This is a genomic window from Sphingobium sp. CR2-8 (genome assembly GCF_035818615.1).
In the GTDB taxonomy this organism is placed as follows: domain Bacteria; phylum Pseudomonadota; class Alphaproteobacteria; order Sphingomonadales; family Sphingomonadaceae; genus Sphingobium.
Genome location: NZ_JAYKZY010000002.1, coordinates 2,176,245 through 2,191,403, shown reverse-complemented (window position 1 = coordinate 2,191,403; position 15,159 = coordinate 2,176,245). Strand labels below are relative to the sequence as shown.

General features: G+C 68.2%; 20 protein-coding genes and 1 pseudogene. 18 read left to right on the top strand and 3 right to left on the bottom strand.

All coding sequences use genetic code 11. The features are described 5' to 3' along the window. Window positions 1-83 precede the first annotated feature (83 nt). The 7 genes from U5A82_RS14575 to U5A82_RS14545 all read left to right on the top strand — a co-directional run bounded on the left by U5A82_RS14575 (window position 84) and on the right by U5A82_RS14545 (window position 6,323). Window positions 84-371 carry a hypothetical protein gene (locus tag U5A82_RS14575; protein WP_326291558.1) on the top strand — a complete coding sequence of 96 codons (288 nt, stop codon included), beginning with the start codon at window positions 84-86 and terminating at the stop codon, window positions 369-371. Between the two features lie 187 nt (window positions 372-558). Then, the gene (locus U5A82_RS14570; RefSeq protein WP_326291557.1) at window positions 559-885 is read left to right on the top strand and encodes a hypothetical protein; all 327 of its coding nucleotides are present in this window, start codon (window positions 559-561) and stop codon (window positions 883-885) included. A gap of 81 nt (window positions 886-966) precedes the next feature. Beyond that, window positions 967-2,286, top strand: coding sequence for a M28 family peptidase (locus U5A82_RS14565; RefSeq protein ID WP_326291556.1), 1,320 nt, complete (start codon window positions 967-969; stop codon window positions 2,284-2,286). 173 nt (window positions 2,287-2,459) lie between these two features. Continuing rightward, window positions 2,460-3,773 carry a DNA-packaging protein gene (locus tag U5A82_RS14560; protein ID WP_326291555.1) on the top strand — a complete coding sequence of 438 codons (1,314 nt, stop codon included), beginning with the start codon at window positions 2,460-2,462 and terminating at the stop codon, window positions 3,771-3,773. Between the two features lie 256 nt (window positions 3,774-4,029). Continuing rightward, on the top strand, window positions 4,030-4,662 hold the full coding sequence (locus U5A82_RS14555) for an NAD(P)H-dependent oxidoreductase (RefSeq protein ID WP_326291554.1): 633 nt from the start codon (window positions 4,030-4,032) through the stop codon (window positions 4,660-4,662). Between the two features lie 86 nt (window positions 4,663-4,748). Further along, the gene (locus U5A82_RS14550; RefSeq protein ID WP_326291553.1) at window positions 4,749-5,087 is read left to right on the top strand and encodes a hypothetical protein; all 339 of its coding nucleotides are present in this window, start codon (window positions 4,749-4,751) and stop codon (window positions 5,085-5,087) included. Between the two features lie 114 nt (window positions 5,088-5,201). Continuing rightward, entirely contained in the window at window positions 5,202-6,323 is a 1,122-nt protein-coding gene (locus U5A82_RS14545) for a phage portal protein (RefSeq protein WP_326291552.1), read from the top strand. 94 nt (window positions 6,324-6,417) lie between these two features. Here U5A82_RS14545 and U5A82_RS14540 read toward each other — a convergent pair whose 3' ends face one another. Further along, complete coding sequence (locus U5A82_RS14540; protein ID WP_326291551.1) at window positions 6,418-6,588, bottom strand: hypothetical protein; 171 nt, start codon at window positions 6,586-6,588, stop codon at window positions 6,418-6,420. A 45-nt stretch (window positions 6,589-6,633) separates the two neighbouring features. On the opposite strand from U5A82_RS14540, the gene U5A82_RS14535 reads away from it, so the two are divergent. Both U5A82_RS14535 and U5A82_RS14530 read left to right on the top strand, forming a co-directional pair. Further along, the gene (locus U5A82_RS14535; RefSeq protein ID WP_326291550.1) at window positions 6,634-6,951 is read left to right on the top strand and encodes a DUF6127 family protein; all 318 of its coding nucleotides are present in this window, start codon (window positions 6,634-6,636) and stop codon (window positions 6,949-6,951) included. Next, the gene (locus U5A82_RS14530; RefSeq protein ID WP_326291549.1) at window positions 6,948-7,394 is read left to right on the top strand and encodes an HK97 family phage prohead protease; all 447 of its coding nucleotides are present in this window, start codon (window positions 6,948-6,950) and stop codon (window positions 7,392-7,394) included. Before U5A82_RS14535 ends, U5A82_RS14530 begins: the two co-directional genes overlap by 4 nt. Here the strand turns inward: U5A82_RS14530 and U5A82_RS14525 are convergent. Further along, on the bottom strand, window positions 7,346-8,014 hold the full coding sequence (locus U5A82_RS14525) for a phytanoyl-CoA dioxygenase family protein (protein ID WP_326291548.1): 669 nt from the start codon (window positions 8,012-8,014) through the stop codon (window positions 7,346-7,348). The two genes, U5A82_RS14530 and U5A82_RS14525, sit on opposite strands and share 49 nt — an antisense overlap. 162 nt (window positions 8,015-8,176) lie before the next feature. Between U5A82_RS14525 and U5A82_RS14520 the strand changes: the two genes are divergently transcribed. From U5A82_RS14520 to U5A82_RS14505, 4 genes and pseudogenes are all read left to right on the top strand, one after another. After that, complete coding sequence (locus U5A82_RS14520; protein WP_326292950.1) at window positions 8,177-9,304, top strand: phage major capsid protein; 1,128 nt, start codon at window positions 8,177-8,179, stop codon at window positions 9,302-9,304. Between the two features lie 73 nt (window positions 9,305-9,377). Continuing rightward, window positions 9,378-9,913 (top strand): annotated as a pseudogene (locus U5A82_RS14515) (head-tail connector protein). Continuing rightward, window positions 9,910-10,101, top strand: coding sequence for a hypothetical protein (locus tag U5A82_RS14510; protein ID WP_326291547.1), 192 nt, complete (start codon window positions 9,910-9,912; stop codon window positions 10,099-10,101). The pseudogene U5A82_RS14515 and the gene U5A82_RS14510 overlap by 4 nt, the downstream one beginning before the upstream one ends. Then, window positions 10,098-10,502 (top strand): DUF3168 domain-containing protein, encoded by a 405-nt coding sequence (locus U5A82_RS14505; protein ID WP_326291546.1) that lies wholly within the window; start codon window positions 10,098-10,100, stop codon window positions 10,500-10,502. The genes U5A82_RS14510 and U5A82_RS14505 overlap by 4 nt, the downstream gene beginning before the upstream one ends. Before the next feature lie 334 nt (window positions 10,503-10,836). Here U5A82_RS14505 and U5A82_RS14500 read toward each other — a convergent pair whose 3' ends face one another. Then, a complete protein-coding gene (locus U5A82_RS14500) occupies window positions 10,837-11,160 on the bottom strand; it encodes a hypothetical protein (protein ID WP_326292949.1) in 324 nt (107 codons plus the stop codon). Window positions 11,161-11,297: 137 nt separating this feature from the next. Between U5A82_RS14500 and U5A82_RS14495 the strand changes: the two genes are divergently transcribed. The 5 genes from U5A82_RS14495 to U5A82_RS14475 all read left to right on the top strand — a co-directional run bounded on the left by U5A82_RS14495 (window position 11,298) and on the right by U5A82_RS14475 (window position 15,150). Continuing rightward, window positions 11,298-11,705 carry a phage tail protein gene (locus U5A82_RS14495; RefSeq protein WP_326291545.1) on the top strand — a complete coding sequence of 136 codons (408 nt, stop codon included), beginning with the start codon at window positions 11,298-11,300 and terminating at the stop codon, window positions 11,703-11,705. Further along, entirely contained in the window at window positions 11,702-12,013 is a 312-nt protein-coding gene (locus U5A82_RS14490) for a gene transfer agent family protein (protein ID WP_326291544.1), read from the top strand. Before U5A82_RS14495 ends, U5A82_RS14490 begins: the two co-directional genes overlap by 4 nt. Beyond that, window positions 12,010-12,207 (top strand): phage tail assembly chaperone, encoded by a 198-nt coding sequence (locus U5A82_RS14485; protein ID WP_326291543.1) that lies wholly within the window; start codon window positions 12,010-12,012, stop codon window positions 12,205-12,207. Before U5A82_RS14490 ends, U5A82_RS14485 begins: the two co-directional genes overlap by 4 nt. A 97-nt stretch (window positions 12,208-12,304) precedes the next feature. Continuing rightward, window positions 12,305-12,796, top strand: coding sequence for a tail tape measure protein (locus U5A82_RS14480; protein ID WP_442802174.1), 492 nt, complete (start codon window positions 12,305-12,307; stop codon window positions 12,794-12,796). Next, window positions 12,796-15,150 (top strand): DUF2460 domain-containing protein, encoded by a 2,355-nt coding sequence (locus U5A82_RS14475; RefSeq protein WP_326291542.1) that lies wholly within the window; start codon window positions 12,796-12,798, stop codon window positions 15,148-15,150. Before U5A82_RS14480 ends, U5A82_RS14475 begins: the two co-directional genes overlap by 1 nt. Window positions 15,151-15,159 lie beyond the last annotated feature (9 nt).

Genomic DNA, 15,159 nt, shown 5'->3' with positions numbered 1-15,159 from the left:
TCCACATTATTGCCCACGTTTCCGGAGCGGAACAAACTATGTTCATGGCCGTTCCAAGCCCACCAAGGTGGAGGAGAGCCAAGATGGTTGAAGTTCGTAACGATCCCTATGACGATCGTGTCGTCGTGCGCAAAAGCAATGGTGGCCGCACCATCGCGATCATCCTGATCGTGGCGCTGGCCGTGGTGGGCGTATTGTTCGCCACCGGGTTCTGGAAGGCGGATGTCAGTGGTGGCGACGTGCCGGAAGTGAGCGTCTCGGGCGGTTCGCTACCCAAGGTGGACGTCGATTCCAAGGCGGTTGTCGTTGGCACCAAGAAGGAAGTGGTGGAAGTGCCGACCGTTGGCGTGAAGGATAATGGGGAAAAGTAAGTCCCCCGATCCATGGCGTTGAAAATGTCGTGAAAAAAGGCTCCCGTGCGAAAGCGCCGGGGGCCTTTTTTGCAGGCGCCTATGGTGAAGGCGATAGCCCACAAGGGCCGGGATCGATAAAGGGCATCGAAAGGGTGGGCCGACGCCCGCACGGGATGCGGGGTTGCAGGATAGAGGAACGAGGACCATGCGGCGAGCGGTGATAATGGGATTGGTGGGCATGCTGGCCGCGTGCGGCGATGGCGGGGCGGATCGCGAGGCGGTCGCCCAGGTCGAGGGGCCGGAGACGGGCGCGGCGGCGCAGGTCGCCAAGCTGGACGTGGATTTGCGCAACGGCGTGTTCGAAAAGGCGATCCGCGACAGCGGCGCGGCCTGCCCGGACGTGACGCAGTCCGACCGTGCCGAGATCCGTGCTGGCGTGCGGGGATGGAAGGCGCAGTGCAATAACGGCACCGCGCATCTGATCCAGATATTGAGCGATGGCACGGCGAAGGTGACGAGCCGCACCCACTGAGGTGGGGCTGCGCCTTTGCAGGCCCCATGGTTTTGCAGGCGCGCGGCTTTACAGACAGGCAAGAGGCGGTAGACCGGGGGCATGAGACATATGATCCTGCTGGCCGCTGCCTCCGCCCTGTGTTCCACCATGGCTGTTTCGGCCCCTGCACAGAGGCGCGCGCCCGATCCGGCGCGGTTGAAGGCGGATGTCGAAAAGCTTGTCAGTTTCGGGACGCGGCATACGCTGTCTTCGGCGACCGATCCCAAGCGCGGGATCGGCGCGGCGCGGCGATGGGGCGCGGCGGAGTTTGCGAAGATCGGCAAGAGCTGCGGCGGGTGCCTGACCGTGGAGACGATCGCGGATCGCTTTACCGGGCCGCGCGCGCCGGACGGGGTCGAGGTGGTCGACGTGCTGGCGATCCAGAAGGGGACGGGTGATCCTAACCAGGTGGTGATCGTCGCGGGGCATATCGACAGTCGCGTGACCGATGTGATGAATGTGACCGGGGATGCGCCGGGCGCGAACGACAATGCGTCGGGCACCGCTTTGGTGATTGAGGCGGCGCGGGTGCTGGCGGGCGAAACGTTCGACGGGACGATCGTCTATGCGCTGTTGTCGGGTGAGGAGCAGGGGCTGTGGGGCGGCAAGCTGCTGGCCGCCACGGCCAAGGCGCGCGGCTGGCAGGTGCGGGCGATGCTGAACAACGATATCGTCGGGAATACGGTCGGCCAGAATGGGCAGGTCGTTGCCGACCGGGTGCGGGTCTTTTCCGAAGGGATGCGCGCGGGCGACGACGCCAAGGCGAGCGCGACGCGGCGGGCGATCGGCGGCGAGGATGACGGGCCGTCGCGGGCGCTGGCCAAGGCGATCGACGGGATTGCCGAGGGGAATCCGCAGATCGGGCTGGATGTGTTTCCGGTGCGGCGCTTCGATCGGTTCGGGCGGGGTGGCGACCATTCGCCCTTCCTGGACCTGGGCTTTCCGGCCGTGCGCTTTTCGGTGGGGATCGAAAATTACGATCGGCAGCATCAGGATCTGCGCACCGAAAACGGGCGGGTCTATGGCGATACGGTCGAGGGGATGGACTTTCCCTATCTGGCGAAGGTGACGGCGCTGAATGTCGCGACTTTGCGGCGGCTGGCGGATGCTCCGGCGGCGCCGGCCAGCGTCTCGCTGGATGGGGCGTTGTCGATGGATACGCGGGTCTTCTGGGACGCGGTGCCGGGGGCGAGCGGATATAAGGTCTATTGGCGACGCGCCGATGCGCAGGACTGGACCGATAGCCGGGACGTGACCGGCGCGACCGAGGTGGTGCTCAAGGATATCGTGGTGGACGATCATTTCATCGGCGTCGCGGCGGTCGGCAAGGATGGCGCGGAAAGTCTGGTGACGTTCGGGGGGATGGCGGCGCGCAAATAGGTTTTTTGCGCGCAGAGGCGCAGAGGACGCGGAGTATCCCGTTCGCAGGCGGGTTGCTGCGCGGCGCAGTCGGGGAGAGTGTCTGGCCGCCTTTGGGCGGCCTTTTTCGTCTCTGCGTTCTTTGCGCCTCTGCGCGAACCCATAGGGTGGTTCAGTTTTCACGGGGGCGGGCGATGCGGGTTTCGGATCAGGAGTGGCTGGCCGGGGAGAGCAGCCGGGCGCGGGCGGCGATCCTGAAGCGGCTGGACCAGGCGGCGGCCGAGCGGCTGGCGCATGAATGGCTGTATCTGGCGCGGCCGGGGCAATTGCCGCCCGCGGGCGACTGGCGCATCTGGCTGATGATGGCGGGGCGCGGCTTCGGCAAGACGCGGGCGGGAGCGGAATGGGTGCGGATGGTGGCGGAGGCCGATCCCACGGCGCGGATCGCGCTGGTGGGCGCGACGCTGGGCGAGGCGCGCAGCGTGATGGTGGAGGGGGCGTCGGGGCTGTTGTCGATCGCGCCCTGGTGGAACCGGCCGGCCTATGCGCCCGCGCTGCGCAAGTTGACCTGGCCCAATGGCGCGATGGCGACCCTGTTCGGCGCGGCCGAGCCGGAGAGTTTGCGCGGGCCGCAGTTCAGCCATGGCTGGGCCGACGAGATCGCCAAATGGGCCGACGGCGAGGCGGCCTGGCATAATCTGATGATGGGATTGCGGCTGGGGAGCAGGCCGCGCGTGCTGGCGACGACGACCCCGCGCCCGGTGCCGCTGGTCCGGGGGCTGGTGGCGCGGAACGGCGACGATGTGGTCGTGACGGGAGGGCGGACGGCGGAGAATGCGGCGCATCTGGCGGAGGGCTTTGTCGACGCCATGGCGGCGAGCTATGGCGGTACGCGGCTGGGGCGGCAGGAGCTGGATGGCGAACTGATCGCGGAGGTGGAGGGCGCGCTGTGGACGCGCGATCTGATCGAGCGGTGCCGGGCGCGCCATGTGCCGGGCGTGTTGACCCGCGTGGTGGTGGCGGTCGATCCGCCCGCGTCGGCTGGTGGCGACGCGTGCGGGATCGTGGTCGCGGGCACCGGGGGCGACGGGCGCGCCTATGTGATCGCCGACGCCAGTGTCGCGGGGCAGTCGCCCGAAGGCTGGGCGCGGGCGGTGGCGGCGGCGGCGCTGGTGCATGGGGCCGACCGGGTGGTGGCCGAGGCGAATAATGGCGGGGCGATGGTGGAAAGCGTGCTGCGCGCGGCGGAGGAGGACATGCCGGTGAAGCTGGTTCATGCGAGCCGGGGCAAATCCGCGCGGGCGGAGCCGGTGGCGGCCCTGTACGAGGCCGGGCGGGTGGCGCATCGCGGGGCCTTTCCCGAACTGGAGGACCAGATGTGCGGGTTGATCGCGGGGGGTGGCTATGTCGGGCCGGGACGGTCGCCGGATCGGGCGGACGCGCTGGTGTGGGCGCTGAGCGAGTTGATGCTGGGGAAGAGAGGGGCGGCGCAGGTGCGGGTGATGTGAGGGGGGATGGGCGCGCTTCGCGCGCCTACCCACCCCCAGCCCCTCCCTATGAGGGAGGGGAGTAGAAGGCGCGCATTCCAGGTGTCTGCAGACGTTGTGATGTTTCGCGCGTCCAGGCTGGCGACTTCGCGTGAAGCACCGACTTGGAAATCATCGGTTTCGATATGGAATCTTTAATTTCCGGTCCGGGGCTTTACATGCGGGCGTCACGCGCCTGGCCCATTGGCCGGTGCTTCATAATTGCGAGGACGTGCCCATGCTGATCGACCGTTTGAACTGGCGCTATGCCACCAAGAAGATGAACCCGGACAAGAAGGTCCCGCAGGATGTGCTGGACCGTATCCTGGAGGCGGTGCGGCTGGCGCCGACGTCGAGCGGGTTGCAGCAGTTCGAGGTGATCGTAGTGACGGCCAAGGACGTGCGCGAAAAGATCCGGGCGATCGCCTGGGACCAGGCGCAGGTCGTGGATGCGTCCTATCTGATCGTCTTTGCCGCGTGGGACAATTATACGGCCGATCGGATCAACCATATGTTCGACCTGGTCAATGACGAGCGCGGGTTCCGCAACGAAGGGTTCGAGGCCTATCGCCAGCAATTGCTGGGCAGCTATCCGCAGCGTGATGCGCAGACCAATTTCGAACATGCTGCGCGACAGGCCTATATCGGCCTGGGCATCGCGCTGACCGCGGCGGCCTTTGAAGAGGTGGATGCGACGCCGATGGAGGGCTTCGATCCGGATGCACTGGACGAGATTCTGGACCTGCGCGCGCGCGGGCTGCGGTCGGTGGCGATCATGCCGCTGGGCTATCGCGCGGATGAAGGCGACTGGCTGGCCGACCTGAAGAAGGTGCGGCGGCCGATGGACCAGTTCGTGTCGCACGTGGATTGACGATGCGGATCGCCCCGTCGGTCGGGAACCGGCGGACGGGGCGGGTCGTTTCTGCGCCATCATGTTTTTTTAATGGAGTAGTGACGATGAAGATGGCCAAATTCTGCGCGGCTGTCGTGGGCCTGTCGGTGATGGCGTCTCCGGTTCTGGCGGCGAGCCTGAACAGCAAGGATCGCGCGCGGGTGGCGCGCGCCGCGCCGCGCGATCGCGACGATGTGCGCTACTGCCTGCTCCAGGGCAAGAAGGGCCGCGACAAGGGCACGCTGATCGGCGCGGCCGGTGGCGCGGGCGTCGGCGTGCTGGCCGGTGGCAGCCTGGGCGAAACCTTGCTGGGTGCGGGCGCGGGCGCGCTGGCGGGCCGGGTGATCGGCAAGAGCGAAGGCACGAACAGCGTGTGCGACCGGGTGCTGGCGCGCAATCGGTGATTTGATTTGAGGGGGAGCGACTCCCTCTCCCAGCTTCGGTAGGCGGCCTACGCCGCCAACCTTCGCTATCCCTCTCCCCGTGGGGAGAGGGTTTTTTGTTGTGGGGGACAATGCATGAAATGGTTCGGGACAAAAGCGGCGCAGGCGGATGCACGGCCGGTGCTGGCGCGGGCGTGGGGGACGGGCGCGGTGGCGCTGGGGGAGTGGCCTGCCAGTTACGAGGCGCAGTTGCGCGCGGGCGTGATGGGCAATGCGGTGGCGCAGCGGGCGATGCGGCTGGTGTCCGAAGGGGCGGGGGCCTGCGCCATCAAGGTGCGGGGCGTGGAGGATGCGGGCCGCATATCGGCGCTGGTCGGGCGGGCGTCCGCCGGGCAGGGGTTGGTGGAGACGCTGGCCTGCCATCTGCTGCTGCATGGCAACGCCTATGTTCAGGTGATTGCCGGGGCGGACGGGATGCCCGCCGAACTTTATGCGCTGCGGCCCGAACGGGTCAGCGTGGAGGCGGATGCGCGGGGATGGCCTGCGGCCTATCTCTATCGCGTGGGGGAGAGCGTGACCCGCCTGTCGCCGCAGGACGGCGCGGGGCGCACGGGGGTGCTGCACATCAAGGCGATGCACCCGCTGGACGATCATTATGGGCTGGGCTGCACCGGCGCGGCGGCGGGCGCGGTGGCGATCCACAACGCGGCGAGCGTGTGGAACAAGGCGCTGCTGGACAATGCGGCGCGGCCGTCGGGCGCGATGGTCTATGATCCGGGCGACGGATCGGTGCTGTCGCCGGAACAGTTCGAGCGGGTGAAGCGCGAGATGGAAGTGGCCTTTGCGGGCGCGGCCAATGCGGGGCGGCCGATGCTGCTGGAGGGGGGCTTGAGCTGGCGGGCGATGAGCCTGACCCCGGCGGAGATGGACTTTGTGGGGCTGAAAAGCGCGGCGGCGCGGGAAATCGCGCTGGCGTTCGGGGTGCCGCCGATGCTGATGGGGCTGCCCGGCGACAATAGCTACGCCAATTATCGCGAGGCGAACAAGGCGCTGTGGCGACAGACGATCCTGCCGCTGGTGGCGAAGATTGCGGGTGCGCTGGCCCAGGGGCTGGACGATTGGTGGCCGGGGCTGAGCCTCGAGGCGGACCTGGACGCGGTGCCTGCGCTGTCGGACGAGCGGGCGGCCTATTGGGAGCGGGTTGCGGCGGCGGATTTCCTCTCGGCGGAGGAGAAGAAGGCCTTGTTGGGGATTTGAGGCGCGCGGAGGCGCGGGGACGCGGAGAAAAGGGTGAGGGGCCGCCTTTGGCGGCTTTTGTGTTGCGCCGGGTTTTCCGCTGCTCCGAGAAATTTCAGATCGGCGGCTGGGCCAGGGAATCGAGGCGGCAGAAGCCGGTGTCCCAGTTCCAGCGGCCGCCCTGGATCAGGCAGTCGCCTGCGCGAAACAGGGCGAAATGCCAGGCGATGGCGCCGAGGATGATCAGGACGAGGACGATCAGGATTTTGCGATGGGTGCGCTTCATGCGCGCACAGATAGGCGCGCAGTGCGCCCGAGGAAAGGTGGGGCGATGAAAGAAGAGATGCTGGCGCGGCTGGTGGCGCAGGCCGAGGGGCGCGGACTGCCCGGTGGCGACATGATCGTGATCCGCGCGCTGATCGAGGAAGCGAGCGACCTGGGCGCGGGCCGGGCGCTGGAACGGTTGGGGCTGGCCGACCGGCGGGCGGAGGAGGACATGCGCGAGCTGCGTGAATTGCTGTCGGCCTGGCGCGACGCGAAGAAGGCGGCGCGCGGGGCGGTGATCGGCTGGGCGGTGCGGATCGTCCTGGCGCTGGTGCTGCTGGGCGTGGCGGTGAAGGTGGGGTTGCTGGGGCTGGTCAGGGCATGAGGGGGGATGTGCGGTTTGCCGGTTATGCGGCGGTGTTCGATCGGGTGGATCGGGGCGGCGACGTGGTGCGGGCGGGCGCGTTCGGGCCGATCGATGCGGCAGGTGTGCCGCTATTGTGGCAACACGGGCCGGGGAGCGTGATCGGGCGGATCGAGACGGCGCGCGAGGACAAGCGCGGGTTGCGGGTGATCGGGCGGGTGTCTCGGCGGACCGCTGCGGGGCGGGAGGCGGCGGCGGCTTTGGCGACGGGGGCGCTGGATGGGCTGTCGTTCGGCTATCGGGTGAAGGCTGCGCGGGGGGCTGGGCCGCGCGAACTGCTGGGGCTGGAACTGGTGGAGGTCAGCCTGGTGACGCATCCGATGCAGCCGCTGGCGCGGGTGATCGGGGTGGAGGATCAGACGCTGAGCCATTCCAGGCCAGCTGGCAGCGGATCGGCACTATAATCCAGTTGCAGGACGCGGCGATGACGCGGGTTGGACGCAGCCTCAGACGCATGGAGGATTGGTGTCGCGTAGAGCCAGATATCACCCCGTGTAGCGAGACAGGCATGGGTTCCATATCGGGTGACGAGGGAAGCGATATCGTGTTCGGCGACGCGACCGTGCCTATGGGAGCCAGGCGCGATCAGTAGCGGGGCATTATCGGCGTCGACCGGATCGAGGTGGATGCGCAGGGTCAGCATCCGATCAAGCAACGGTTGCGGCGGGGCGACATGCTGGATGCCGGACTTGACGGTCCATGGTCCAAAACCAGGTGTGTCGATCCGAGCAGCTACGGCGATCGTACGGTCCTGATGCCAGCCCAACGCCCAGTTGGTCGTTTCGCTTTTGTCGAACAGGATGGCGCGCACCGGGCGGGCATCGTCTCCCATATGTGCGGCAGCATGGCATCCGATCGCGCCGACGGGCTTGAGCAAAGCCTCAAGCGTGGGAAGAGCGGAGAGGCGTATACCAGCACGTTCTGTCGGCTGGATTGAGAGGGCGGCTTCGATCGTTGCGAGTGCCGTGGTGTCGAGCGCGGCGGGAATATGTTGGGCGCCGTCGGTAGCAAGGTTGAAGGACATAGTGGCTTTATGGGCAAGGGGTTGAGCGGCGGCAAGGGCGCTGTTCCTCTCTCCAACTTCGCCTGACCGGCTTGGCCGGTGAGGCATCGTATCCGCTCCTCCAAGGGGGGAGAGGACAATATGGGCGGTCCGTTGGGGCCGCCCTTTTTCGTGGAGACAGGTATGACGGATCAGGTGACGGACGCACTGGACGCGCGTTTCGATGCGGTGTTGCAGGGGGAGCGGATCGAGGGATTGGAGGGCGAGATTGCGGCGTTGAAGGGGGCTTTGCTGGCGCAGCAGCGGCCGGCGCTCGACGGGGTGAAGGGCGGTGCGGTCGATCCGGCGCGGGCGGCGTTCGTGGATCGCTATCTGCGGCAGGGGCATGAGGCGGGGGTCGAGCTGAAGAGCTTTTCCGGCGCGAGCGGTGGCGCGGGCGGCTATGCGGTGCCGCGCGAGATCGACCAGCTGATCGGGTCGACGCTGAAAGCCATTTCGCCGATCCGGGCCATCGCCAATGTGGTGCGCACGGGCACGGCGGGCTATCGCAAGCTGGTGACGGCGGGCGGGATCGTGTCGGGCTGGGCGAGCGAGACGGGCGCGCGGGCCGAGACGGGGACGCCGACCTTCAACGAAATCGCGCCGCCCGGGGGCGAACTGTTCGCCAATCCCGCCGCATCGCAGGCAATGCTGGACGATGCGCAGTTCGATGTCGAAGCCTGGCTGGCGGGCGAGATCGCGCATGAGTTTGCGGCGGCGGAGGGCGCGGCCTTCGTCAACGGCAATGGCGTCAACAAGCCCAAGGGCTTTTTGACCTATGCCACGACCAATGAGGGCGATGCGGCGCGGGCGTTCGGGTCGCTGCAATATGTGGCGTCGGGCGCGGCGGGCGGCTTTGCCGCGACGCACCCGCAGGACCGGTTGATCGACCTGGTCCAGAGCCTGCGTGCGCCCTATCGCCAGGGAGCGAGCTTCGTCATGAACGGCGCCACGCTGGCGGCGGTGCGCAAGATGAAGACGAGCGACGGGGCGTTCATCTGGCAGCCGGGGCTGAGCGGTGGACAGCCTGCGACGCTGCTGGGCTATCCGGTGGTCGAGGCCGAGGACATGCCCGATATCGCCGCGAACAGCCTGTCGATCGCCTTCGGCAATTTCCAGGCGGGCTATGTCATCGCCGAGCGGCAGGAGACGAGCATCCTGCGCGATCCGTTCAGCAACAAGCCGTTCGTGCATTTCTATGCGGTCAAGCGGATCGGCGGCGCGGTGGCGAACAGCGAGGCGATCAAGCTGATGAAATTCGCCGCGTCCTGATCGGACCGGACGGGTGGCGGGGCTTGGCGCCCCGCCACCTTTCGCATGGATGCGGGCGGGGAGCGCGGACGAGATGGTGGAAGAGTTGGAGAGCGGCGGGCTGGCCGCGCCGCTGGAGGAATTGAAGGCCTATCTGCGGATCGAGACGGGGGGCGATGACGCGGTGCTGGCTGGATTGCTGCGCAGCGCGGCGGCGCTGTGCGAGCGCTTTACCGGGCAATGGCTGGTGCGGCGCGGGGTGCGGGAGACGGTGGCGGGCGGCGGCGGCTGGCAGAGGCTGTCGGCACGGCCGGTGATCGCGATCGAGGGCGTGGACGTGGTCGATACGGCGGGGGTGGCGCAGGCCTTGCCGGTGAGCGCCTATGCGATCGATATCGATGCGAGCGGTGACGGCTGGGTACGGGCGACCCGGGCGGGGGACGATCGGCGGTTGCAGGTGCGCTATCGCGCGGGGCTGGCCGATGCGCTGGAGGGCCTGCCCGAGCCGTTGCGGCAGGGGGTCGTGCGGCTGGCCGCCGATCATTTCCTGGCGCGGGGGACGAGAGCGCCGCGCCGCCCGCCGTGGTGAGCGCGCTGTGGCGGCCCTTCCGTCGGATGCGGCTGGCATGAAGGCGCAGTTGATGGCGCTGCTGGAAGCGCGGGCGGCGTTGCGGCGGGCACGGATCGCGGCGGCTTTGGGGGACGAGGGCGTGACGGCGGGCGTCGAGGGCGAGGCCGTGCGCGCGTCCGCGCCGCGGCTGAGCGAACGATGGTGGCGCGACCTGGCGCTGCGGGAAGCGGGGAGGGGCAGGCCATGAGCGCGGAAGTGGCGGCGCGGGCGGCGGTGATCGCGGCCCTGCGCGCGGATGCGGTGTTGATGGCGGGCCTCAACGGCTTGTTCGACGGCGAGCCGGGGCGGGCGAGCGCGCCCTATGGCCATGTCGGCGAGGCGATCGGCGCGGACTGGGGCGGCAAGGATGTCGCGGGGCGGGAGGTGCGGCTGACGATCGGATTGCGCAGCCCGGACAAGACGCCGGGGCGGCTGGGCGCGATGATCGCGCGGATCGATCCGGCGCTGGCGAGCGCCCCGATGCAGGACGGGTGGCGGATCGTGACTGCGCGGCTGATCCGGTCGCGGGTGGCGCGCGAGGATGGGCGCGCGCCCATGGGATGGCGGGCGGTGATCGATTATCGGTTGCGGGTCGTGTGGGAGGGGTGAGAGGTGTGCCGGTGAGGCGCGGATTGGCATCCATCAGTTCCCCGGCGCAGGCCGGGGCGCAGGCCGGGGCCCAGGCCGGAGGTCAGAACTGGGCCCCGGCCTTCGCCGGGGAACGGGGAGGGTGATGTTGGGTGGGCGTGATTCTGCGCGGAGTGTGAAGCTGGGCCCCGGCCTGCGCCGGGGAACGGTGTGGTGCCGTGTCCTGTGGCGGGGACTGCCCCCTCTCAACTTCGGCCAGGCAGCAAGCTGCCAAGCCTTCGCATCTCTCCCCGAGGGGAGAGATGGGGGGCCTTCCGCGAGGGAGAGAGGAAGGTTCTGCGTGGGTGGGGGTGCGTCAGCTGGGGCGGCTGCTTTCTTCATATTCGCTGGTGATCTTGTCGACATATTCGGAGATCTGGTCGTCGGCGTCGCTGTTGGCCGCGGCGTCGGACATCTTGTCGCCCTTGTCCGAGGCCACGATGGCGGCGCGGAAGGCGGCTTCCTTGTCGGCGCAGGTCTTTTTCAGGGCGGCCTGGAAATCGCCGGCAGACAATTTCTTGTCGAGCGAGGGCTGTACCTGGGCGCTGAGGCACTTGGAAAATTCCCTGCGGCCGGTGCCGACGGGGTCGGCCGACGGGGCGGCGGCGAGCATCATCACGAGTGAAGCAGCAACAATCATCATAACCTCTCCATAAGCGGCGGCGGGCCGCTGCGACCCGATGGTCGAACACCATCCGAGTCTCTTAATTTATCGCGATTTTCCGGGCGGAAGCAGGGTGCTTCGCGTGTCGGCATCGCTTGGCTGGAGAATGCGCCATGGGCGTCGAAAAGGGAAGTGCGTTTCTGTTGAAAGTGGGTGATGGCAACATGCCCGCAACATATGCGACGGTGGCCGGGATGCGCACGACGCAATTGTCGGTGAACGGCGAGGCGGTGAACATCACCAGCAAGGATTCGGGCGGGTGGCGCGAATTGCTGTCGGGCGCGGGGGTGCGGTCGGTCAGCGTGTCGGCGGCGGGGCTGTTCACCGGCTCTGCGGCCGAAGTGCGGATACGCAACCACGCGCTGTCGGGCACGATCGACCAGTATGAACTGAGTTTCGAAAGCGGCGAGCGGATGCGCGGGCGCTTTCTGGTCACGCGGCTGGACTATGCCGGGGATTATAATGGCGAGCGTAATTATGCGCTGAGCCTGGAAAGCAGCGGCGCGGTGGTGAGCGAATGAGCGCGCTGGTGAATCCGGAGCGCGGCGAGGCGGCGCTGGTGCTGGGCGGCGAGACGCTGGCGTTGCGGCCGAGTTTCGCGGCGCTGGTGGCGGCGGAGGCGGAACTGGGGCCGCTGTTCGATCTGGTGGAACGGGCGGCGGACGGCAAACTGTCGCTGGCCGATCTGGTGGCGCTGTTCTGGCATTGCCTGGTGGACCGGGAACGGCTGAGCCGCGAGGCGCTGGGCGAGGCGGTGATCGCGGTGGGGCTGGCGAAGGTGACGCCGGTGCTGAAGGCCATCTTGCAGCAGATATTGGCGGGGAAGTGACGCGCTTTGCGGACGGCGCGGGGCGGCTGGCGGGGGTGGCCGGGTGGCTGCTGGGCTGGCGGCCGGACGAGTTCTGGCGCGCGACCCCGGCGGAACTGGCCGCGGTGCTGCGCGTGGGCAGCGGGGAGGCGGCGCCGGACGAGGGCGTGGATGGAGCGGAGCTCAAGCGGTTGATGGGGGTGATGCCGGATTAGGCGCAGCGTTCCAGCTGCGGCGAGTCGAAGCGCCGCCAAAAAAGAAAGGCCCTTCGACAGGCTCAGGGCGAACGGAACTCATAGGGAGCCATGGGACATGGACGAGGAAATCGAGACTTTGGTCGTGCGGGTGCGGGCCGATCGCGAGGGGTTGAGCCGCGATGTCGAGGCGATGCGGGCGGGGCTGGAGGGGCCGCTGGCCGATGGGGCCGACCGGGCGGGGCGGCGGATCGAGCAGGGGCTGCTGCGCGCGGTGCGGACGGGCAAGTTCGGCTTCGAGGATCTGCGGCGGATCGCGATGAGCGTGCTGGACGAGATTGCCGCCAGCGCCTTGCGATCGGCGGTGGGTGGCGGCGGAAGCGGCGGCGCGGGCGGGCTGGCGAGTCTGGGCGCGTCGCTGCTGACGTCCGCGCTGGGACTGCCGGGGCGAGCGACGGGCGGGCCGGTGGCGCCGGGGCGGGCCTATATGGTCGGCGAGCGCGGGCCGGAGATGTTCGTGCCGACGAGCAGCGGACAGGTGATGGCGCATGGCGGCGGTGGCGGGCGCGACGTGCGGGTGAGCATCGCGGTGAACGGGGCGCTGGGCTGATGGGCAGGATCGATTACTGGCTGACGGACGCAAGGCGCGGGCAGGAGACGCGTTGGGTGAAGCGCTTTGCCGCGACGCACTGGACCGTCAATTTTCCGCGGCCAATGATGGCGAGCGTGGTGACCAGCGCGGCAGATGCCCCTTCGACAGGCTCAGGACAGGCTTTGCGGGTGGATGCGGTCTTCTATGGGTCGGGGGATCTGGCGGGGCTGATCTGGGACGCGCAGGACCGGTGGAGCCATCCGCTGCTGGCTTATGAGACGGACCGGGATTTTCGCGACTGCGTGCTGTCGTTCCGTTGGCGCAGCGGGGGCTTGCGCAAGCTGGACGAGACGCATGGGCCGACGCTGACGATCGAGGGGCGCGATGCGGCGGGAATCCCGCGCGCCTGGTATGTGCGGCTATGGAACTATGCGCGCGGTACGCCGGAAGATGCGGAGATCAGGCTGGATTTCGCTGCGCTGGAGGGGGGCTTTCGCCTGCCGGACGAGAGCGATCCGGTGTGGGCCGGGGATGTCGATCGGATGTTCATATCGCTGGTGCCGCCGGGCTATGACGAGGGCGATACGCCTTTTGCCGCGGCGGTCGAGGGGTGGGCGGAACTGAGCGGGATCGCCTGCGACGGGGCGGGATCGGTGCTGGCTATGGGTGACGTGATGCTGCCTGAGCACGGGCTGTCGATGGCGACCGGCTATGACGATTGTTTCAACCAGACGCCCGAGCGGGTGGTGAGCGCGATCCATGCGTTGGGCTATCGCGGGGCGATCAACCATTATGTAGGGATGAGCCATTATTTTCGGCTCGAACGCTTGGGTGAGGGGCTGTACGTCAGCCTGGGCGGCGGGGCGTTGAACGCGGCCTGTGCGGCGTGGCATCGGGACTTTGCGGCGCGGGCGCAGGCGTTGGGGTTCGACCTGATCTGGTCGCTGTCCTATGAATTGTTCGACGCGCATTGCTGGAACGACTGGAAGCAGCGGGCGGAGAATGGCGATCCGGCGCTGACCGGATGGGCGCCGCCGTCGACTTTGCTGTCGCCTGCGCATGGCGGGGCGATGGCCTATTTGCAGGCGATCGCGACGGCCTTTGTTGCCATAGGGTTGGAGGCGGGATTGCCGATCCTGTTTCAGGTCGGTGAACCCTGGTGGTGGGTGATACCGGGCGACGGGCGGATATGCCTGTATGACGATGCGGCGCGGGCGGCGCTAGGCGCGAGCATGGTGTCCATTTCCAGCATCTGGGGGCCGAAGGATACGGCGCAACGCGCGTTGCTGGATGCGGCGGGGGCTTTGCTGGCGGCGTCGACGGCGGCGCTGTGCGCGGCGGTGAAGGCCGCAGCGCCGGGGGCGGTGACGCATCTGCTGGCCTATCTGCCGACCATTCTCGACCCGCGCGCGCCCGACGCCAAGCGGGCGAACATGCCGGTGGGCTGGGCGTCGCCGGCCTTCGACGTGCTGCAACTGGAAGATTATGACTGGGTGACGGAGGGGCGGCGGAGCCTGACCGGGCGGGGGATCGCGCTGGCGACCGAGCGGCTGGGCTATCCGGTGGCCGAGCAGCATTATCTGGCGGGGTTCGTGCTGTTGCCGGAACAGGCGGACCAATGGGCGCGGATCGCGGCGGCGGCGCAGGCGGCTGTCGCGCGGGGCACGGCGCAGACCTTCATCTGGGCGTTGCCGCAGGTGTGCCGCGACGGCTTCACCTGCTTCAGGATCGATGGGGAGGATGATGTGCAAGCCTTTGACGATATAGTCTTTCCGATCGCGATCGGGCGGGAGACGAGCCTGTCGCCGAGCTTTTCGACGCAGATCGTCGAAAGCCCATCGGGGCATGAGCGGCGCAGCAGCGACTGGGCCGATGCGCGCCTGTCCTTCGACGCGGGACCGGGGGTGCGGTCGGACGCGGACATCGCCGCGCTGATCGCATTTTTCCGGGCGCGGCGGGGCGCGGCGCGGGGGTTCCGCTTCACCGATCCCTATGACGATCGCAGCGGCGCGCCGGGGGATGCTCCGGGGCCGATCGACCAGCGGCTGGGAATCGGCGACGGTGTGCGGGCCGAGTTCCCGCTGATGCGCTATTATGGCGAGGGGGAGGATGCGCAGGCGCGGGTCATCACCCGGCCGGTGGCGGGCAGCATCCGCGTGGCGGCCGATGGCGTGGAGTTGCACGAGGGGTGGAGCCATGCCGGGCTGGGCGTGATTGCCTTCGACGATGCGCCGGATGCGGGTGTGGTGCTGACGGCGGGCTACCGGTTCGACGTGCCGGTGCGCTTTGCCGAGGATCGGCTGGATATCAACCGCGCAACCTTTGCAGCGGGCGAAGCGCCGTCGGTGCCGTTGGTGGAGATACGCGAATGAGCGTGGAGG